General features: G+C 60.9%; 16 protein-coding genes and 3 tRNA genes. 11 read left to right on the forward strand and 8 right to left on the reverse strand.

The annotated features are described in order from the left end of the window. Window positions 1–86: 86 nt before the first annotated feature. Window positions 87–3,506 carry an error-prone DNA polymerase gene (locus tag H4V95_RS00005; protein ID WP_209728043.1) on the forward strand — a complete coding sequence of 1,140 codons (3,420 nt, stop codon included), beginning with the start codon at window positions 87–89 and terminating at the stop codon, window positions 3,504–3,506. A gap of 86 nt (window positions 3,507–3,592) precedes the next feature. Here H4V95_RS00005 and H4V95_RS00010 read toward each other — a convergent pair. Beyond that, a tRNA-Leu gene (locus H4V95_RS00010) sits at window positions 3,593–3,675 on the reverse strand. 322 nt (window positions 3,676–3,997) lie between these two features. On the opposite strand from H4V95_RS00010, the gene H4V95_RS00015 reads away from it, so the two are divergent. From H4V95_RS00015 to pknB, 7 genes are read left to right on the forward strand one after another with little or no spacing between them, the layout of a single operon-like run. Continuing rightward, a complete protein-coding gene (locus H4V95_RS00015; RefSeq protein ID WP_209728044.1) occupies window positions 3,998–4,723 on the forward strand; it encodes a DUF3662 and FHA domain-containing protein in 726 nt (241 codons plus the stop codon). A 2-nt stretch (window positions 4,724–4,725) separates the two neighbouring features. Next, window positions 4,726–5,211 carry an FHA domain-containing protein gene (locus H4V95_RS00020; protein WP_281064503.1) on the forward strand — a complete coding sequence of 162 codons (486 nt, stop codon included), beginning with the start codon at window positions 4,726–4,728 and terminating at the stop codon, window positions 5,209–5,211. A 15-nt stretch (window positions 5,212–5,226) separates the two neighbouring features. Continuing rightward, on the forward strand, window positions 5,227–6,774 hold the full coding sequence (locus H4V95_RS00025; protein WP_245345503.1) for a PP2C family serine/threonine-protein phosphatase: 1,548 nt from the start codon (window positions 5,227–5,229) through the stop codon (window positions 6,772–6,774). Beyond that, entirely contained in the window at window positions 6,771–8,174 is a 1,404-nt protein-coding gene (locus tag H4V95_RS00030; protein ID WP_196867341.1) for an FtsW/RodA/SpoVE family cell cycle protein, read from the forward strand. Before H4V95_RS00025 ends, H4V95_RS00030 begins: the two co-directional genes overlap by 4 nt. Then, a complete protein-coding gene (locus H4V95_RS00035) occupies window positions 8,171–9,613 on the forward strand; it encodes a penicillin-binding protein 2 (RefSeq protein WP_196867342.1) in 1,443 nt (480 codons plus the stop codon). Before H4V95_RS00030 ends, H4V95_RS00035 begins: the two co-directional genes overlap by 4 nt. Continuing rightward, on the forward strand, window positions 9,610–11,397 hold the full coding sequence (locus H4V95_RS00040) for a protein kinase domain-containing protein (protein ID WP_209728045.1): 1,788 nt from the start codon (window positions 9,610–9,612) through the stop codon (window positions 11,395–11,397). The genes H4V95_RS00035 and H4V95_RS00040 overlap by 4 nt, the downstream gene beginning before the upstream one ends. Before the next feature lie 18 nt (window positions 11,398–11,415). After that, the gene (gene pknB / locus H4V95_RS00045; RefSeq protein ID WP_281064504.1) at window positions 11,416–13,287 is read left to right on the forward strand and encodes a Stk1 family PASTA domain-containing Ser/Thr kinase; all 1,872 of its coding nucleotides are present in this window, start codon (window positions 11,416–11,418) and stop codon (window positions 13,285–13,287) included. Window positions 13,288–13,297: 10 nt separating this feature from the next. Here pknB and H4V95_RS00050 read toward each other — a convergent pair whose 3' ends face one another. Next, entirely contained in the window at window positions 13,298–13,942 is a 645-nt protein-coding gene (locus H4V95_RS00050; RefSeq protein WP_196867345.1) for an aminodeoxychorismate/anthranilate synthase component II, read from the reverse strand. Window positions 13,943–14,212: 270 nt separating this feature from the next. On the opposite strand from H4V95_RS00050, the gene H4V95_RS00055 reads away from it, so the two are divergent. Beyond that, window positions 14,213–14,458, forward strand: a complete 246-nt coding sequence (locus tag H4V95_RS00055) for a cell division protein CrgA (RefSeq protein ID WP_196867346.1) — start codon at window positions 14,213–14,215, stop codon at window positions 14,456–14,458. A 275-nt stretch (window positions 14,459–14,733) separates the two neighbouring features. Here the strand turns inward: H4V95_RS00055 and H4V95_RS00060 are convergent, their stop codons facing one another. Then, window positions 14,734–15,603, reverse strand: coding sequence for a rhomboid family intramembrane serine protease (locus tag H4V95_RS00060; protein WP_209728047.1), 870 nt, complete (start codon window positions 15,601–15,603; stop codon window positions 14,734–14,736). A 7-nt stretch (window positions 15,604–15,610) separates the two neighbouring features. After that, entirely contained in the window at window positions 15,611–16,153 is a 543-nt protein-coding gene (locus H4V95_RS00065) for a peptidylprolyl isomerase (protein WP_196867348.1), read from the reverse strand. A 171-nt stretch (window positions 16,154–16,324) separates the two neighbouring features. Here H4V95_RS00065 and H4V95_RS00070 point away from each other — a divergent pair, with 171 nt between their 5' ends. Together H4V95_RS00070 and H4V95_RS00075 are read left to right on the forward strand one after the other, a co-directional pair. Continuing rightward, entirely contained in the window at window positions 16,325–17,173 is an 849-nt protein-coding gene (locus tag H4V95_RS00070; protein ID WP_196867349.1) for a hypothetical protein, read from the forward strand. Between the two features lie 104 nt (window positions 17,174–17,277). Then, window positions 17,278–18,153: a glycosyltransferase family 2 protein gene (locus H4V95_RS00075; protein WP_196867350.1), complete on the forward strand. Its 876-nt coding sequence runs from the start codon at window positions 17,278–17,280 to the stop codon at window positions 18,151–18,153. On the opposite strand, the gene H4V95_RS00080 is transcribed toward H4V95_RS00075, so the two are convergent. The 4 genes from H4V95_RS00080 to H4V95_RS00095 all read right to left on the reverse strand — a co-directional run bounded on the left by H4V95_RS00080 (window position 18,150) and on the right by H4V95_RS00095 (window position 19,473). Continuing rightward, window positions 18,150–19,052: a DMT family transporter gene (locus H4V95_RS00080; protein WP_196867351.1), complete on the reverse strand. Its 903-nt coding sequence runs from the start codon at window positions 19,050–19,052 to the stop codon at window positions 18,150–18,152. The genes H4V95_RS00075 and H4V95_RS00080 overlap by 4 nt on opposite strands. Before the next feature lie 80 nt (window positions 19,053–19,132). Then, window positions 19,133–19,205 (reverse strand) — tRNA-Ala (locus tag H4V95_RS00085). Window positions 19,206–19,241: 36 nt separating this feature from the next. Further along, on the reverse strand, window positions 19,242–19,358 hold the full coding sequence (locus H4V95_RS00090) for a DLW-39 family protein (protein ID WP_209728048.1): 117 nt from the start codon (window positions 19,356–19,358) through the stop codon (window positions 19,242–19,244). Between the two features lie 41 nt (window positions 19,359–19,399). Further along, window positions 19,400–19,473: transfer RNA gene (locus tag H4V95_RS00095), tRNA-Ile, on the reverse strand. Between the last annotated feature and the right edge of the window lie 6 nt (window positions 19,474–19,479).

The following is a 19,479-nucleotide window of genomic DNA, read 5'->3' on the forward strand; positions in this document are numbered from 1 at the left end:
TTGCTGTTGTTGGAGGATCACCGGTGGTGGGCTGAAGCCAGCTATGACTAGAGCAAAAATGCCTGCCGAAATATTGAGGGTGTGCCATGGGATTCAATAATCCCCCCATTTCGTGGTCAAAGTTTGAACGCACTCTTTCCGACCGTAGCCGCCCCGGCGCGCCTCCTGCAGGAGCTGACGGTGGTGACAGTCCTGCCTGGTCCCATAAACGTCAGCCTTATCTGCCACCTCAGCTGCCCGAGCCGGAACCCACGGGTCCTGTGGTCCCGTATGCAGAGCTGCATGTTCATTCGAACTTCAGTTTCCTCGACGGAGCCTCCAGCCCAGAGCAGCTGATCGAGGAGGCGCACCGGTTGCGGCTGCAGGGGCTGGCTTTGACCGACCATGACGGATTCTATGGGGTGGTCCGTTTCGCGGAAGCTGCCGAGAAGTACCCTAATTTGTCCACCGTGTTTGGTGCTGAGCTTTCCATCGATCTGTCGAAGCCACAGAACGGGGTGCCCGATCCGGAAGGTAGCCACCTGCTCATTCTTGCCCGTGGAGCGCAGGGGTACCGCAACCTCGCCGGAGCAATCACCGCTGCACAATTGGCCGATGGCTCGGAGAAAGGAAAGCCTTCCTACAGTTATCACTCATTGGCCGGCCACGCCTCGAACAGTTGGATGATCCTCACAGGATGCCGAAAGGGCGCCGTCCGTCAGGCCCTGGTCCGTGATGGTAGGCGCGGCGCGGAGGCGGCGGCAGGAAACCTGATTGATCTATTCGGGAAGGATAACGTAACCGTTGAACTCATGGACCAGGGAAACCCGTTGGACAGTGCCTTCAATGATGAGTTGGCTGCCGTTGCCGCGCGGCTGAAGCTTCCAGTCATTGCCACCAACAATGTGCACTACGCATCCCCCGTCCAGCACCGGCTCGCAACGGCACTGGCTGCAGTGCGCGCCAGAAGAAGCCTCGATGCGATGGACGGGTGGCTCCCCGCTGCTGGGGCGGCCCATCTGCGGAGCGGTGCAGAGATGGCAGCCAGGTTCGCAGCCTATCCCGGAGCCGTTGAACGAACCGTTGAGCTGGCAGATGATCTGGCTTTCCGGCTGCGGAGCGTCAAACCCGGGCTACCCAACCTCGCCCTTCCGGACGGTCACACCCAGATGAGCTACCTCAGGAAGCTGGTGTGGCAGGGTGCCGAGAAGCTGTATCCCGGGCGGCGGGACGTAGTGGAACGGATCGAGAAGGAACTCCGCGTCATTGAGGACAAAAATTTTCCGGGTTACTTCCTGATCGTTCATGACCTGGTCCACTTTGCCCGGAACAAAGGGATTTTGTGCCAGGGACGGGGATCGGCAGCAAACTCGGCGGTCTGTTACCTGTTGGAGATCACAGCGGTTGATTCGATTCTTTACAACCTGCCGTTTGAACGTTTCCTTTCCAGCATGCGCGATGAGGAGCCAGATATCGATGTTGATTTCGATTCCGACCGCCGCGAGGAGGTAATCCAGTACGTGTATAACAAGTACGGACGGTTCAACGCGGCCCAGGTGGCAAATGTCATTACGTACCGTCCTAAATTTGCGGTCCGTGACATGGCCAAAGCTCTCGGCCATAGTCCAGGCCAGCAGGACGCCTGGTCCAAGCAGGTGGAGCGCTGGGGAGCACTGGTCTCAAGTGATGACCATGACATTCCCGACGCCGTGGTTCAACTGGCGCAAAGCGTCCTTAAATTCCCGCGCCATCTGGGTATCCATTCTGGGGGAATGGTGCTGACTGACCGGCCTGTCGGTGAAGTATGCCCCATCGAGTATGGACGGATGGAGGATCGAACAGTCCTTCAGTGGGATAAGGATGACTGCGCTTGGATGGGTCTGGTGAAGTTTGATCTGCTGGGGTTGGGAATCCTTGCCGCCATCCAGTACAACTTTGACCTGGCTGAGAAACACTTCGGCGAAAAGTGGGACCTCCACAGCCTCCCCAAGGAAGAGCAGGGTGTCTATGACATGCTCTGCCTTGCTGACTCCATCGGCGTGTTCCAGGTGGAAAGTCGCGCCCAAATGGGAATGCTTCCCCGTCTTCAACCCAGGGAGTTTTACGACCTGGTCATTGAGGTGGCATTGGTACGGCCTGGACCCATCCAGGGCGGCGCTGTGCACCCCTATATCAAGCGAAAACTCGGTGAGGAAAAGGTCACGTATCTCCATCCCAAGTTGGAGCCGGTACTGGAACGGACACTTGGTGTGCCGTTGTTCCAGGAACAACTGATGCAGATGGCGATGGTGGTAGGAAACTGTTCAGGAGCTGACGCCGACCAGTTGCGCAGGGCGATGGGGTCCAAACGCGGACTGGAGCGCATCGATACGCTGCGGGACAAACTGTATGCCGGGATGGCAGCCAATGGGATCACCGGTGAGACAGCCGATTCGATCTACCTGAAGATCCAGGCCTTCGCCAATTTTGGTTTTGCTGAAAGCCATTCAATTAGTTTCGCTCTCCTGGTATATGCCAGCGCCTGGTTGCGTTTGCACTATCCAGGTGCGTTTCTCGCCTCACTACTGCGTGCACAACCCATGGGCTTCTACTCACCGCAGACACTGGTGGCTGATGCCCGTCGTCACGGAGTGACAGTCCTCCGACCGGATCTGCTGCACTCGGGGGTACACGCTGACCTTGAGCCACTATCTGGTCTGGTTCAACGCGGCACCGCATCCCCTACAGGAATGGGCTCCTGCCTCCAGCAGAAGCAACCCGCGGTCGGTCCATTTGACAAAAAGGTAGCCTTCGACTCGACACTCCATCGCCGGGATGGCAACTTCGCCGTGCGGTTGGGGCTTGATAGCGTCCAGTCAATCGGTACCAGAATCGCAGAACTGATTGTCACGGAAAGAGAGACCAATGGCATGTTCAGTGACATGGCCGACCTGGCACGACGTACCGAACTCAACGCCTCCCAACTTGAGGCGTTGGCCGCTGCCGGGGCCTTTGAATCAATGGGTTTGTCGGAACGGGAGGCACTCTGGAACGCTGGCCCTGCGGCGACAGAGCGGGCTGGACAGTTGAAGGGAACAACCGTCTACATCCAGCCCCCGCTATTCCCTGATCTGACAGCCGCGGACAGGGTCGCATCCGACCTTTGGTCTACCGGTATCACCCCGGATGACCATCCAGTACGCCATCTCAGATCGACCCTAACCAAGCGTGGTGTCCTCACAGCGGAAGATCTCATTCAGGCTGAATCGGGGCGAAGAGTGGAGGTGGGAGGAGTGGTCACACACCGGCAACGGCCCGCTACTGCAAGCGGTATTACCTTCATGAATCTTGAGGATGAGACGGGGCTGGTGAATGTTATCTGTTCCGTCGGGGTATGGCAGAGGTATCGGCGTATTGCCAGGGAGTCCAGTGGGGTACTGGTCCGGGGCATGCTGGAAAGGTCCTCGGAGGGTGTGGTGAATGTTGTGGCTGACAAATTTGAGATCCTCACCATGAAAGCGACCACCAGGTCTCGGGATTTCCAGTAGAGGATGTATTCCCACGGGATGGCGAGGACCCGCGGCCAGGTTGCGTCTTAACGAAAAAGACCCCCGGATAACCGGGGGTCTTGTCGTGCGCGAGGGGGGATTTGAACCCCCACACCCTTTCGGATACTGGCACCTGAAGCCAGCGCGTCTGCCGTTCCGCCACTCGCGCGCAACCACTCTGGATCTTTCAAAACTACCTTTGAAGAGCTCCACGAACAGCAGAAATAAGCATAACGGAGCATCACGGCAAACACCTAAACGTCCGGCCCGCACCCTGAAGATTCCGGCTCTTGTGGTCGCGGACGGTGCCGCGAGTCGAGGAATCGTTATCACTTAGTGCCCGGCAGAAATCGGTGGTTAAGGCCTTTTCCAGAGGTCCCCAGTAGTATCGAACTGATCATGTCGGTACGTTGACCATGCCTTCGCACACAAACTTGGGCTGTGGTTGGTGTACCGACCAACCACCCAGGCGAACGGTGAGGAGGCAGCAGATGGGTATTTTGGACAACGTGGAACGCGGATTGGAAAAGATGGTCCGCGGCGCCTTCTCCACCGGATCACGGTCCCAGGTACAGCCTGTCGAGATTGCCAGCGCCCTGCGTCGGGAGCTGGACAACAAATCCATTACCCTCACTGAGGGTCGCACCCTTGCCCCCAATGTGTTCACCGCCCGCCTCTCCGACTCGGACTTTGCCCTGGCCCAGGAATGGGGCTCAACGCTCGCTGAAGAACTGTGCGACGTCGTGATCAAACACGTCAACAGCCAGGGTTACACCCTGCGTGGACCTCTCAAAGTGTCCTTTACCCGCGATGCGGAGCTGAAGGCCGGCGTGTTTGAAGTGGATTCGGCGACGGAAAAGCAGGCGGGTCCCCGCAGACCGACCACCCCCAATGCTCCCACCCGGCAACCGACGCGGCTACAGCCAGTGCTCGACCTCGACGGCCAGCGCTACTCGCTGAATGCCGGATCGATCATCTTGGGACGCTCGTCAGAGGCCGACATCCTGGTTGACGACACCGGCGTGTCCAGGAAGCACCTCGAGATCCGCACCCAGGGTGGAAGCACCCGGGCCGTCGATCTCGGGTCAACCAACGGCAGCTATGTGAATGGGCAGCGAGTCCAGGGAGAGACTGACCTGTCGGATGGATCGATCATCACTATGGGCCGCACCCGGATGACCTTCCGGCTCATCCCGGTACCGAATGGTGGCCGCTAGAAATGAGCGACCTGAGTGAACTGACCCTCACGGTGCTGCGGTACGGCTTCCTGGTGCTGATCTGGATCCTGGTGATCAGCGTCGTGAGCGCGCTTCGACAGGATCTCGTCGTTGGTAGTCGTAACCGCCTGGGCACCCCCTCGGCCCGGCAGGTGCGAAAGCACCCGGAACTGGTCGAGGAAGCACCGCCCCGGGTCACCGCAAGAACGCTTGTGGTCACCGAGGGTCCGTTGCAGGGAACCACCCTTCAACTGGCATCGAGCCCCATCCTGCTTGGCCGAGCACAGGAAGCCACCCTCGTCCTTGAGGACGACTATGCCTCCGGCCGCCACGCACGCCTCTTTCCCCAGGGCAGCCGCTGGTTCATTGAGGACCTCGGGTCCACCAACGGCACCTTCCTCGCGGGCAGCCAGCTGACCCGCGCGTTGCCTGTTGATCTGGGCGTTCCTGTCCGGATCGGTAAGACGGTCATCGAATTGAGGTCATAAGCGTTGGCCTACATCATGCGTTTCGCTGCACGCTCTGACGTCGGTATGGTCCGCGCCAAGAATGATGATTCCGCCTATGTGGGGCGATACCTGGCGGTTGTGGCTGACGGCATGGGCGGGCACGCAGGCGGGAACATCGCTTCCGCCTCGACGGTCCTGGACCTGGTTCACCTGGACCGGAAAGGCTTCGACGAGGGCGAAGCCGCCAATCAGCTTGCCGACGAGATCCAGACCGCCAATTCCCTCCTTTCCGAGTTGGTCAGTACCAATCCGCAGCTGGCCGGAATGGGAACCACTGTCACCGCCCTCCTGCTCAGCGGTAACCATCTTGAGTTCGCGCACATCGGAGATTCCCGTGCCTACCGGCTCAAAAATGATGTGTTTGAGCAGATCAGCGTCGATCACACATTTGTGCAGCGCCTCATCAATGAAGGACGTCTCCGGCCTGAAGAAGCCGACGTGCACCCCCACAAGAATGTGCTGATGCGGGTTCTGGGGGACGTTGACGCCAGTCCTGAACTCGACCTGCAGTCCTTCGAGGTCACAGCGGGTGAGCGGTGGTTGCTGTGCTCGGACGGTTTGAACGCGGTGCTCAGCGACAACCTGATCGAACGGATCGTTCGTGAAACCACTGACCTTCGAGACTGCGTCAATACTCTCGTCGAGTTGACCCTCGCCGGCGGGTCACCCGACAACGTCACGATCGCCGTCGTCGAGATCGCCGAAACCACCCCGGAGGACCTCCGCACCGCCGCGCTTACTGCGATCCCACCGGCCAAGGAAGCAGCGGGTGAGAAGGACGAACCCTCGCCCGTGCAACCCGCCGCTGGCACCGCATTCCGCGCCGACGTAATCCGCCAGGACCTTTCTACCAGGCCGCACCTGCTCGTAGGGTCAGCGGCCCTGGCCACCGAAACCGGTCAGATCCCAATCGTCACCCAACGCACCACTGAACGCCGTGCCGCCATGATGCTGACCCATCGTGCCGCCGACAGCGAATTTCTGGAGGACGACGCCGATGAGCCGTCCGGGATGCGCAAGCGCTGGCTCATTCCCGCCTTCCTGAGCCTGATGTCGCTCATTCTTGTTGCAGTGCTCTGGTTCGGTTACGCCTGGACCCAGACCCGGTACTACGTCGCCGAATACGAGGACAACGTCGCCATCTTCAATGGAGTGTCACAGACCATCGGCCCGGTCCGCCTCAGCCACCTCGATCAGGAGACAGACATCCCCGTCTCCAACCTCCCCGAGTATCAGCGCGCCCGGGTGGCGAGTTCGCTACCAGCCACGGACCTCGAGCACGCCCAACGCATTGTGGAGGATCTCCGTGGTGATCTGCGTGCCGTGGCGTGCCCACCCGAATCTTCGTCGCCATCGGCCTCGCCCTCACCGTCCGATGGCCCGTCAGAGTCGCCCTCCAATGAGCCGTCAGAGTCCCCCTCCGCTTCCCCCACCGGTTCCGCGGACCCCTCCGCCGAGCCAACCCGCAGCAGACCCAGCCCGGAGAGCAGTGCAGAAGCGGCCCCGCGTGGTACACAAGACTGCCGAGATGAGACATCATGAGCGACGTCCTGACAGCTCCCAAGTCCCGACGCAACATCGAAGCCCTCCTTCTTGTGGTTGCCCTGGGAGTCGCGATCAGCGCGAACCTCATTGTGGGCCTCGACAAGGACAACCCGTTGGACTCCGCATTCTGGACCCAGAGCGGCGTCCTCGCAGGGCTTGCCCTGGTCTTCCACCTGGTGCTGCGGGTCAGGGCAAAATATGCCGATCCAGTAATACTTCCAATCGTGATTGCTCTGAACGGTATTGGGCTCGCCATGATCTACCGGATCGACCTGGCGAACGACACCACTGTCGCTGAAAGCCAGTTCCTCTGGACCTCCGTTGCCATGGCAGCATCCATTGCGGTCCTGCTGGTCTTCAAGAATCACCGGGTTCTCCGCCGGTTTACCTATATCTCCCTGATCGCAAGCGCCGTCCTCCTCCTGCTGCCCCTGACCCCCCTGGGCCTGGAGATCAACGGCGCCCGCATCTGGATCAACGTTGGTTTCGGAACGTTCCAACCAGGCGAAATCGCCAAGATCACCCTCGCAATATTCTTCGCCGGTTATCTATCCACCAACAGGGACCTGATCCTGCTTGCGGGCAAGAAGGTTGGCCCGGTCCAGTTGCCACGGTTCAGGGACCTGGCCCCGATGGTGGCCGCGTGGATGGTCAGCATCGGCGTCCTGATCTTCCAGCGCGATCTGGGGTCGTCCATGCTGTTCTTCGGCCTGTTCATGGTGATGATCTATGTCGCCACCAGCCGGTTCAGTTGGATCCTCATCGGGTTGCTGATGATCATTGCCGGCGGGTTCGCCGCGATCCAATTGTTCAGCCATGTTTCGCTACGCATCGACAGCTGGATTAACGCCTTCGACCCGGAAGTTTTTAACCGGGAGGCAGGAAGTAGCTTCCAGGTGGTCCAGGGACTCTTCGGGCTGGCCAACGGCGGCCTCTTTGGGACAGGTCTCGGTGAAGGACGACCGGATCTGGTGATCTACGCCAACAGCGACATGATCATCGCCGCCCTCGGTGAGGAGCTAGGCCTGATCGGACTCTTCGGGATCATCATGCTCTTCGTCCTCCTGGTCTCCCGAGGTATCCGCACCGCACTGGGTACCCGGGATGGCTTCGGGAAGCTGCTGGCGTGCGGCCTATCCTTCACCATCGCCCTGCAGTGCTTCGTGGTGATGGGCGGAGTGACCCGACTGATACCCCTGACCGGTCTCACAACACCCTTCATGTCCGCCGGCGGATCGTCGCTGCTCGCCAACTGGATCATCGTCGCCATCCTGCTTCTCATCTCCGAGTCGGCTCGCCGTCCGGCGGTCACCGGGCCGATGAAAGACTCTTTCCCTGACCCTCAGGATTTCCGCACCGGATCGCTCACCGGCCAATCCAGGGAGGTTACCCCGTGAACCAGGCAATAAGAAGCGCGTGGCTGGTGGCGCTGGCAATGTTCACCCTGGTCCTTGGATCCCTCACCTTTGTCCAGTTTTTTGAAGCCGAAGCGTTGAGCGACAACGATTGGAACAACCGGTCGCTGCTGCAGGACTTCGGGAAGAACCGCGGCTCGATCCTGGTCGACGGACGAGCGGTCGCCGAATCCGTCCCTTCAGACGACGAGTTCAACTTCCAGCGGGTCTACAACGAGCCGAACCTCTACGCGCACCTCACCGGCTTCTACTCGCTAGCCAACGGCGCCACACACCTGGAAAGTGTGATGGCCGACGAACTGTCCGGCACAAGCGACGAGTTGTTCTACGACCGCATCGTCCAGCTCTTCTCGGGCGCCCAGGTCCAGGGCGCCTCGGTGGAACTCACCATTGACCCGGAGATTCAGCAACTCGCCTGGGATCTGATCCCGGATGGCCAGCAGGGATCGATCGTGGTGATGGAACCCGGAACCGGCAACATCATCGCCATGGTGTCCAAGCCTTCCTATGACCCGAACCTCCTGGCCGGACACGACACCTCAATTGTGTTGCAGAACCTTGAGGAACTATCGACCGTGCCCGGGCTTTCCCCGTACTTCAACCCGGCCACCGAATCCCTGGTGGCGCCGGGGTCAGTCTTCAAGCTAGTGGTCGCCGCTGCCGCGCTGGAATCGGGAGACTTCGACGACGAGTCTGTCATCCCCAACCCTGCAGTCCTGGACCTGCCCGGCACTGATGTGGGCCTTCCGAACTTCGTCAACGGCGGCTGCGCGTCCCAGACAACCGCGACGCTCGAGTTCGCACTGGAACAGTCGTGCAACACCCCGTTTGCACAGATCGCCTGGGACCTTGGCGCCGAAGCAGTCCTGGCGCAGGCACAGGATTTCGGTTTCGGTGAAACCTTCGGCATCCCTGTTCGGGTCGAGGCCAGCCAGTTCCCGGAAGCACCCTCCGAGCCTGAGCTCGCCCAGTCGGCTATCGGGCAGTTCGACGTCCGGGTCACCCCACTCCAGATGGCCATGGTGAATGCAGCAATCGCCAACGACGGAGTCCTGATGAAACCGAACCTGGTGAAGGCCCTGCGTGCCCCCGACCTCGAACGCATCAGTGCACCCGAGCCTGAGGTGTTGAGCGAGTCGATCAGCGTCGATACTTCCAACCAGCTCACTGACTGGATGGTCAATGTCGTCAACAACGGCACTGCTCGATCAGCTGCCATTCCCGGTGTTGAGGTGGCGGGTAAAACCGGAACGGCGGAGGTATCAGGGCAGGGTGACAACGCCTGGTTCACCGGATTCGCTCCGGCTGACGACCCGGAGGTGGTGGTGTCGATCGTGATGCAGAACGTGGACATCGCGACGGGTGGCCAACTAACAAGTCCAAGCGCTAAGCAATTGATTGAGGCGGTGTTGAATAAGTGAGACCTACATCGGGTATCACCTTAGGCGGTCGGTTTAAGCTGACCGACAGGATCGCCATTGGCGGAATGGGTGAGGTCTGGAAGGCGATGGACCAGGTCCTGGGCCGCGAGGTTGCCATAAAGATTCTCAAAGAGGAATATACGGGTGACCCCAATTTCCTTGACCGCTTCCGCGCCGAAGCCCGCCACACCGCTCTGCTCAACCACGACGGAATCGCCAATGTCTTCGACTACGGCGAGGAGGGCGGATCTGCCTACCTCGTCATGGAGTTGGTTCCTGGCCAGCCCTTGTCCACCATTATCGAGCGCGAACAGATCCTTTCACCCGACCGCACCCTGTCCATCGTCGGTCAGACAGCAACGGCTCTGTCGGTTGCCCACCGTCAGGGACTGGTGCACCGGGATGTGAAGCCGGGCAACCTGCTGATCCTTCCCGATGGACGAGTCAAAATCACCGACTTCGGTATCGCGCGGCTGGCAGACCAGGTGCCGCTGACCGCGACCGGGCAGGTCATGGGTACCGCCCAGTACCTGGCGCCTGAGCAGGCAACCGGCCAGGCTGCCACCGGGTCAAGTGACATCTACGCGCTGGGCGTGATCGGGTACGAGCTTCTGGCCGGTCGACGGCCCTTCTCAGGCGAATCGCAGATCGCGATCGCGCTGGCGCAGGTCAATGACGCCCCACCGCCCCTTCCGGAAACCATTCCGCGGCCGGTCCGCGCCCTCATTGCCTCTATGCTCGCCAAAGACCCGGCCGACCGTCCAGCGGATGCCGAGCTCCTGGCCCAGGCAGTCGCTGCCATCCGCCGGAATGACATCCGCGCGGCCGAGGCCGCCGTCCCCGGGATGCTGCTCTTCGGTGGCAACACTGGCCCGATCACCGCACCCGTCCCCGCGGCTACGACGTCGGCCACGCGCGTCGTGCCGACGTCGACATCGTCAATGCCGGTGGTCGGTGCTGCGGCCGGAGCGGGGGCCGTAGGTGCATCCCGCGAATGGCAGGAAGAAGAAATCGACCGCGGCGATCCAGTCGAGCAATCCCGTGGACGCAGTCCGTGGCTGATACCCCTGGTTCTACTGTTCCTGTTGGTGGGTCTGGCCGTCGGACTGTTCTTCCTGTGGCCGGTTCTCTCCGGGGCCGACGACGATCCGACCGTCCCGCCGGTAACATCAACTTCCGCCAGTCCCTCCACCAGCGCCTCTGCGACGGAAACGGAAACGGCAACAGAAACGGAGACCGAGTCGGAGACCCCTTCGGAAGAGCCGACCACCGAACCTGTTGAAACCACTGAAGCCCCGGAGATCGTCATCAGTGCTGTCGAGTTTGTGGGACGTCCCGTTGATGTAGTGGTCGCCGATCTTCGGTCCCGAGGTCTGGAGCCAGTCGTCGAGGAAGAGAATTCTGACACTGTGCAGGAAGGCATTGTTATCACCGTGGCGCCCGTTGGATCTTTGAGGCCCGGCGATAGCGTTACTGTCACTGCTTCAATCGGTCCCGAAACACCCGAAACCGTGGCCGTACCTCCGCGGCTGGTTGGGGCGACTGAGCAACAGGTGATCGATGCTCTAACTGAAGCTGGACTCAGCGGCGCGCGCGCGGGCGAACAGGAGTCCGGGGAGCCAGCGGGAACTGTCCTCAGTGTGGACCCCGGCGAAGGTTCGGAAGTTGAACCGGGGAGCACTGTCAATTATGTGGTGTCATCCGGTCCTCCCGTGGTGACCACACCACCGCCGACGGAGGAACCCACCGCCACCAGTCCCCCACCCACCACTGAAGCGCCATAGCGCTTCCCATACGATCAGATGCAGGCGGAAGGCAACCACGTGACCACTGACAGGGTCCTCAACGGACGTTACGAAGTAGGTGAGCTCATCGGCCGTGGCGGCATGGCCGATGTCCACCTCGGCCGTGACATCCGGTTGGGCCGGTCGGTCGCCATCAAGGTGCTGCGCCGGGACCTGGCCAGGGACCCCCTGTTCCAGTCGCGGTTCCGCCGGGAGGCGCAGGCCGTTGCCGCTCTGAACCATCCCACGATTGTTTCGGTCTACGACACCGGCGAAGAAGAGATTGCAGGGCGTTCGATCGACGATGTCCGGGTGCCGTTCATCGTGATGGAATACGTGGCCGGGCGGACCCTTCGCGACCTGATCCGAGCGGATGAGCTCTCCCTCGATGAGTCGGCCGAACACATGGTGGGGGTCCTGTCTGCGCTGGAGTACAGCCACAAAGCCGGAATTGTGCACCGCGACATCAAGCCCGCCAACGTAATGATCACCCCCGAGGGCAACGTCAAGGTGATGGATTTCGGTATCGCCCGAGCCATCGCCGACTCCGCCGCCACCATGACCCAAACCCAGGCTGTGATCGGGACCGCCCAGTACCTTTCACCCGAGCAGGCAAGGGGGGAGACAGTCGACGCGCGCAGTGACCTGTACTCCGCCGGTTGTCTGATGTACGAACTGTTCACCGCCCGCCCACCCTTCATCGGCGACAGCCCCGTCTCGGTGGCTTATCAGCATGTCCGGGAGGAACCAAAACCCGCGAGCCAGTTCAATCCTGAGGTGTCACCCGCGCTGGACGCAGTGTTGAAGCGAGCCCTGGAGAAGGACCGCCAGGACCGTTTCCAGGATGCCGTCGCCTTTCGCACCGCACTGCAGGACGCGCGACGGGGAGTTATTCTTTCATCTTCCCAGGAGCGAGCGACCGAGGCCTTTTCAACCGTGCCCGCGGCTACGGTCGACGAGGGACCCCAGACCCGCGCCATGGCGAAGGTACTAGCCGGCGGCTCAATGAGCTCGGGGCCCGTCACCGACGAGCAGCCTCTGCTGCCCACGCAGCGAACCTCGGACGATGAAAACGACGATCGCCGTCGTGCCACCCGCCGCGCCTGGACCACCACGTTCTTCATCATCGTGGCCCTGGTCCTCGCTGGTGGAACGTTTGTGCTGTTCAACCTTTTGAATACCCAGCCCGAGGGCCCGGTGCTGCAAGAGGTTCCGTCCGTCGCAGGAATGACCCAGGATGAGGCAGCAAATGCCATTTTTGCAGCAGATCTGCGCCCGCAGTTCGAAGAGGATTTCAGTGACACCATCGACCCGGGATTGGTGATTGATTCCGATCCGGGGGCCGGAGCCGACATCGAACCGGGGTCCACAGTCAATGTGACCATCTCCGAAGGTCCCTCCGAGGCGGTAATCCCCGAAGCCATCATGGGAATGACAGAGTCATCTGCCCGCGACGCTCTCTCGTCAGCAGATCTGAGCGGGGGAGAAGTCACCGAGGAGAACAGCGCAACGGTTCCCGCTGGCCGGGTAATTTCCGCCAGCCCCGCAGCGGGGGAATCAGTACCGGTCGGCTCGGAGGTGGATCTGGTGCTCTCGACGGGACTGGTGGAAGTACCGCGGGTGATCGAGCTGCCCATCGATGAGGCCACCGCACTGCTTGAAGATCCGGTCCGCGGCCTGACCGTCAGGGTGGAGGAAGTCGAGAACGCCGTCGTCGACCCCAACGTCGTGACCGACCAGAGTGTCGACCCTGAATCGACCGTCCCCCCGGGTACTGAAATCGTTCTGACCGTGGCGATTGAACCCGTCCCGGAAGAGGAGCCCTCCAGCGATCCTGAAACCACCCCATCAGCCGGTGAGACTCCGTCGGAAGCACCGGAGGAGCCCTGACGGGTATTTCCTACTTGGTGATGAGTGGGCTCAGGGTGGAGGATTTTTCGGCTGCACCTGTCAGCCCCAGGGACTCGAGCCAGTTCCCCAGCATGCGGTAGCCGCCCTCGGTGAGGACTGACTCGGGATGGAACTGCACCCCGCACAGCGGGGCTGTCCTGTGTTCCAGGCCCATGATGATACCGCTGGCCGTCCGGGCGGTAACCACCAGGTCCGGCGGCACCACCTCGCTCACCGCTGCCAGCGAATGGTACCGGGTGGCCGTCAATGGCGACGGGAGACCGGTGAAGATGCTGCCGGAATCATGCTCCACCAGCGAGGTCTTGCCGTGCATCAGCTCTGGAGCGTGGGTGACTGTCCCGCCGAAGGCTTCAGCGAGGGCTTGGTGACCCAGGCAGACTCCGAGCATGGGCAGGGAATTCGCCCCACACCACCTGATCATGTCGACGCAGATCCCAGCATCAGCCGGCGTTCCGGGGCCGGGGGAGATCAGTACACCATCGCGCACCTCGGCGAGAGCTATCGCCTCAGCCAGCGTGACGTCGTCGTTCCTCACCACGGTCGTCTCGGCACCCAGTTCCTGAAGGTAGCCGACCAGGGTGTAGACAAAACTGTCGTAGTTGTCGATAACCAAAATGCGGGTGGTCTTGGACATAGTGCTCGTGGACTGCCAATCATTGAACTATCAAAGCGGTAAAGACCGGGGTTGTCAGCACTGACCGTGTTCGTGACGGGTACCTACCACCGACAAGCGTGGAGGGTGAGGCACCCTGCGACCGGTTCATTGGTTAGAATTAGGGTTCCACCGTGCTGATGACATTGATCCTTTTTTTCAGGATAGCTTGTGTAATCACCGACTGCCGAGCCCTTGTGAGGGTAAACACCATGGCGAAGCTGCTTTGGCTTCACCCATCTAGGAGGACCAGTGCCCGAGTCGAAGTCCCGTAAAAAGCCGACCCAGTCCAACACCCCCGCCTCCACCGAACCGAAGCCCAACCCGGTTTGGTACAAGCCAGTAATGTTTGGCCTGATGATTTTGGGCCTCCTCTGGATCATTGTCTACTACGTGTCCGAGGCTCGGTTCCCCATCCCCTCGATCGACTCGTGGAATATCCTGATTGGCTTCGGTCTGGCCATTGTTGGATTCCTGATGACCACCCGGTGGCGCTGACCCCTTCTTTCACGAAGCGCCCGCGGTTACCGTGGGAGGGGCCCCTTGGGCCACTCTCCGGGATTACCGCGGGCGCTTTTTCGTGGCTGGTCCACCCCGGAGAAGCCGGGCTCCATGCTCCGTACACATGTTGTGCACTAAGTTATCCACAGGTGTGGGTAACTTTGGGGATTTGGGGGCTCATTCCCTTAAGATCCGGGCCCATGCTTATCCACACCTGTGGAATTACATGTGTGTAAGTTATCCCCGCTGTTGATAAACCCTGTGGACAACGTTCAGCGGAGGGGAAGTTGAACCAGGGTGGCGCCGAGCAACGTCAGGGCCACCAAGATGAGGGCCAGACCTGCCAGACCGCCCCAGTGGATCAGGGCACGGTTGCTCCCCTTGGGGGCGTAGGCGATGATCGCCGCGGCGGCAGCACCGGTCAGGAGCCCCCCGAGGTGGGCCTGCCAGGAGATACCCGGTACCACGAAGCCCAGAACGCCGTTGATGGCAATCAGGACCACCAGCTGGCGCACATCACCGCCCCTCCGGCGCTGTACCACCAACATTGCGCCGAACAGGCCAAACACTGCTCCGGAGGCTCCCACCACCGACTGGAGGGGGTTCGATAGCAGCAGGACGGCGACTGAGCCGCCGAAGGCTGCCAGGAGATACAGCACCAGGAACCGGGCGCGTCCCAGCAGGGGCTCAAGGGCTTGACCCATAATCCACAGCGCGTACATGTTGAAGGCAATGTGGAGGAGGAATCCTGTGGAGTGGAGGAATGCGGCCGTCAGCATCCGCCAGGGTTCAGGGGGAATGAACTCAGAGGTATAGGCAGGCGCGTACGCCAGCGCCCCGGTCAAACCGGGAATGAGATTCTGCAACAGGAACAACACTGCGCAGACGCCGATGATCGAGAAGGTGAGGATCGGTTTTCCCTGCCGGGCCACCCCTCCGAAGATGGTAAGTGGGGTGGGGGCGTTGCGTGCGCTTTCCTTCACGCAATCTACACACTGAATCCCGACGGCCGCCGGCCGCTGGCACTCCGGACACGTTGGCCTGCCACACCGCTGGCAGCGGACGTAGCTGACGCGGTCTGCGTGTCGGGGGCACACGGGGACTTCCTGTTGCGGCTGATCCGCCGGGATTCCGTATGTCATGTGGGCTTTAGAGCTGCTCTACCGTGATCGAATTGATCACAACATCCTCGAGTGGCTTGTCCCTGGAGTCGGTAGGGATCGCATTGAGCTGCTCAACGAGAGCCCGGGAGGCTTCATCGGTGACGTCGCCGAAGATGGTGTGCTTGCCCTGCAGCCACGTGGTGGGCACCGAGGTGATGAAGAACTGCGATCCGTTGGTGCCACGGCCACCCTGGATCCCCGCGTTGGCCATGGCCAGCTTGTACGGTGCCGTGAAGTCGAGGTCGGGGTTGATTTCATCGTCGAACTGGTAGCCCGGTCCGCCGATTCCCTGTCCCAGAGGGTCGCCGCCCTGGATCATGAAGTCCTTGATGACACGGTGGAAAATGGTGCCGTCGTACATCGGCTTGGTAGATTCCTCCCCGGTTTTGGGATGAGTCCAGGATTTGTCTCCCGTGGCGAGACCAGTGAAGTTCTGCACGGTCTTCGGCGCGTGATTCCCAAAAAGGTTTACCTTGATATCGCCGATGTTGGTATGGATAGTTGCCTGTGCTGTTGCAATAGCTGTCATATCCACATTCTTTCATGCACCCCCTGGTAATGAGCTGAGAATGAAGTGTTCCGCGCACAGTGAAAAATGAGCAGGAAACCGGGCAGCGAATAGCACGGCATAGCGATAACACGTAGGCTGACAGTCAACAGTCACTATCCCCGGGAGGCAGATGTGAAGAAGAACAAACGTATGACACGCGACATCGAAAAGACCGTCGCAACGAGTGCCGAAGCCGCACGGGACTGGGCAGCACCACGAGTGGACGCAGCCTACAACTGGGTGGCGCCGCGTATCGAAAAAGGCTACGGATCGGCGTCGCCTGCAATCCAGCATGGAGTGCAGCGGGCCGCTCACGGAATTTCCGATGGCATCTCGACCGTCACCCCCCGTATCCAGGACGGACTGGACAAGGTTGCCCCACGCATCTCGCACGTGGTCGACAGCACCACGCCGCACATCCAGAAGACTCTGGACCGGGCGGCTCCAGCCATCAACAATGCTCGGGACAAGGTTGTTGGCGATTACCTGCCGACCCTGTCCCACAAACTGGGTGACGCGGCGGATTCCGTCTCCCGCTCACTGTCCGGTGCAACCATCCCGGACCCAGTAAATCGTGCGGTCACCCGGGTGACCGGCGACAAAAAGGCTGTCAAGAAGGCCCAGAAAGCTGCCGCAGCGGCAGCGATGAAGGCGTCCCGCGACCTGAAGAAGCGTCAGAAGAGTGGCAGCAAGGGTTGGTTGATCTTCGGCATCATTGCCGCGGCCGTCACTGCCGGCGTAGCAATCTGGCGTGCATCCAAGCCAGTCGAGGACCCTTGGAAGACTCCCGTCAAGGTTGACACCAAGCCCACCGGCGAAGCAGAGCGTGCCAAGGAGGCCAAGGATGTTGTATCAGACATCAAGGAAGCCGCCGATCGCGCAGCCGCCAAGGCAGGAGAGACTGTGGATGGCACCACCGACGCAGCCAAGTCGGCGGGGACGTCCACCACCGGGAAGATCCGGGACGCGGCTGAAGACGCAAAGGACGCCACCAAGTAGTCCATTGGTATAACACCCGAGGGAAGGGCGTCTCCACAGGAGCCGCCCTTCCCTTTTTTGTCTCCTCCGCCCCGGACAATCTCACGAGTGGTAGATTTACCGCCGTGTCCCCTCCCCAGAACGCCGTCTCGATAGTCATTCCGGCCTACAACGAGGAAAGCGTGATCAGGCAGTGCCTGATTGCGGCGATCTACCAATCCGTACCTGCTGATGAGATCCTGGTGGTCGATAACCGCTCCACCGACGGCACCAACGGTATCGTCCGCCAGATGCAACTGGAATACCCGGAAAGCCGCATCAAACTTCTTGAGTATTCGTCAGAGCAGGGTCTGATTCCCACCCGCAATTTTGGGTTCGACAATGCTGCGGGAACCATCATCGGTCGCCTTGACGCGGACTCGGTACCTGAACCCGACTGGGTGGAACAGGTTCTTGCCGGTTTCCTGGACTCCGGCGTGGCCGCAGCCACCGGCCCCGTGGTCTATTACGATATGCCAATGCGTCGCTGGGGACTGAAGGCTGACGATAGACTCCGCCAACTGGTCCTGAAACTGGCGCGCAATCAGTACCACTTTTTGTTCGGATCAAACATGGCCATTCGGCGCACGGCCTGGGAACAGATCCGCGACTCAACCTGCCGCGACCAGGCCGACGAGATGCACGAAGATATCGATCTGTCTCTCCACCTCGCCGAGCACGATTTGATGATCAGATACCTACCCACAATGATCAGCGGCATGTCAGCACGACGGCTTGAGGACTCGCCCAAGGACTACCGCTACTACGTCACCCGCTTTGATCGCACCTACAAGGCTCACCAGATCAACAAACGGATCCTGAAGATCCCACCTCTGATCTTCATGTCCATCTACTACCCGGCAAAAATGATTCGGGCCGTGCACTCGGCGCGCAGTCCTCAGGCCGCGAAACGCGGCGGCACTCCACAGGTCCTCGCCAGCGGGTCGGCGGAGAGCCCCTAAGATCCGCCCATTGCCGGTGGCGGCACCTCTGCGGTCACGCGGGCGTTGCGGTTGGTCTGGCCCCGAACCACGATTGCCAGGCCGACAAGGATCAGAAGCAGCCCCCCGTAGGTCCCTGCTGGCAACTGTTCCCCCAGGAAGACCGCGGCGAGCAGGGCCGCCCCGGGAATCTCCAGCAGGATGATCATCGAGACCGTCAGGGGGCTCATCACCGCAAGCAGGTGGTTGAAGACCGTGTGCCCCATGAGCTGTGCCACCAGGGTGACGGCGAGAATTCCGGCCCACGCCGCCGGGGAGAATCCTGTGAGGGGTTGCCTGAAGATCAGGCATAGCGCCAGCAGGATCACTGCGCACCCTCCGTAGCACAGGGTGGTGTACGTTCCGGTCGACATGGTCCTCCGCGCGCCCGCCCCGGCCATCTGGTAGATACCGGCCAGGGCTCCTCCGGCCAGAGCCAGAAGGTCCCCGATTATCGCGTCCTGGGACAGGGTGAGGTCAAAACCCGTAATCACGACGACGCCGGCCAGCGCGACACCGAGCCCTACCATCACCTTGGTTGTGGGGCGCGACCCCTGGATCGCGTTGAACAGGGCAATCCAGGCCACCTGCAGACACACCAGCGCCGTTGCAGCGGCCACCGAGGTGAGCTTCAAGGCCGTGATGAAACAGGCAAAGTGAAGGGCCAGAGCGGTTGCCGCCACGGACAGACGAACGAAATCGGTTCGGCGGAGGGCCCTGAACTCGTGACGTTTTGAGAGCAGCGCTGGGCCGCCCATCACAATCGCGCCTATCGCGTTCCGCCAGAAGGCGATGGCCAGAGCTGGCGCCACTGTCGCCGCCATAATGGGACCTGACGCAGCCACGCCAAGGACACCCAGGACCGACAGGAAGATGATCACCCAGTAACCCTAGAGCACCTAAGAAGCATATGTTAAAAGGAAAAGGCCCCGGTCAGCAGACCAGGACCTTTCCCCTTCGGTGGAGGCACGGGGACTCGAACCCCGAACCCCCTGCTTGCAAAGCAGGTGCGCTACCAATTGCGCCATGCCCCCGAACGATTGCCGTTACGGCAACCTCATCAGTATAGCCTAGTCAACCGTGTCGGTTGCCTTGCTCCATACTGCCTTTTCCCTCTCGGATTCCTGCCACCTTTTATAGGCGAAAGCACTGACCAGAGCTGCTGCAACTACCAACAACTTTTTCACAGTGTTCCTTCTGTCGCAGTGACCTGCGGGTGGTAGGTCCGTGGGCGTACCAGGACTTGAACCTGGGACCTCTTCGTTATCAGCGAAGCGCTCTAACCGCCTGAGCTATACGCCCCGAAGC

It is taken from the genome of Arthrobacter sp. CAN_C5 (assembly GCF_017875735.1).
GTDB lineage: Bacteria > Actinomycetota > Actinomycetes > Actinomycetales > Micrococcaceae > Arthrobacter_D.

Bases quoted from the DNA above. Each gene is read 5' to 3' on its own strand.
- H4V95_RS00005 (WP_209728043.1), top strand. From the start codon at position 87: ATGGGATTCAATAATCCCCCCATTTCGTGGTCAAAGTTTGAACGCACT.
- H4V95_RS00015 (WP_209728044.1), top strand. From the start codon at position 3,998: ATGGGTATTTTGGACAACGTGGAACGCGGATTGGAAAAGATGGTCCGC.
- H4V95_RS00020 (WP_281064503.1), top strand. From the start codon at position 4,726: ATGAGCGACCTGAGTGAACTGACCCTCACGGTGCTGCGGTACGGCTTC.
- H4V95_RS00025 (WP_245345503.1), top strand. From the start codon at position 5,227: ATGCGTTTCGCTGCACGCTCTGACGTCGGTATGGTCCGCGCCAAGAAT.
- H4V95_RS00030 (WP_196867341.1), top strand. From the start codon at position 6,771: ATGAGCGACGTCCTGACAGCTCCCAAGTCCCGACGCAACATCGAAGCC.
- pknB (WP_281064504.1), top strand. From the start codon at position 11,416: ATGCAGGCGGAAGGCAACCACGTGACCACTGACAGGGTCCTCAACGGA.
- H4V95_RS00050 (WP_196867345.1), bottom strand. From the start codon at position 13,942: ATGTCCAAGACCACCCGCATTTTGGTTATCGACAACTACGACAGTTTT.
- H4V95_RS00060 (WP_209728047.1), bottom strand. From the start codon at position 15,603: ATGACATACGGAATCCCGGCGGATCAGCCGCAACAGGAAGTCCCCGTG.
- H4V95_RS00065 (WP_196867348.1), bottom strand. From the start codon at position 16,153: ATGACAGCTATTGCAACAGCACAGGCAACTATCCATACCAACATCGGC.
- H4V95_RS00070 (WP_196867349.1), top strand. From the start codon at position 16,325: ATGACACGCGACATCGAAAAGACCGTCGCAACGAGTGCCGAAGCCGCA.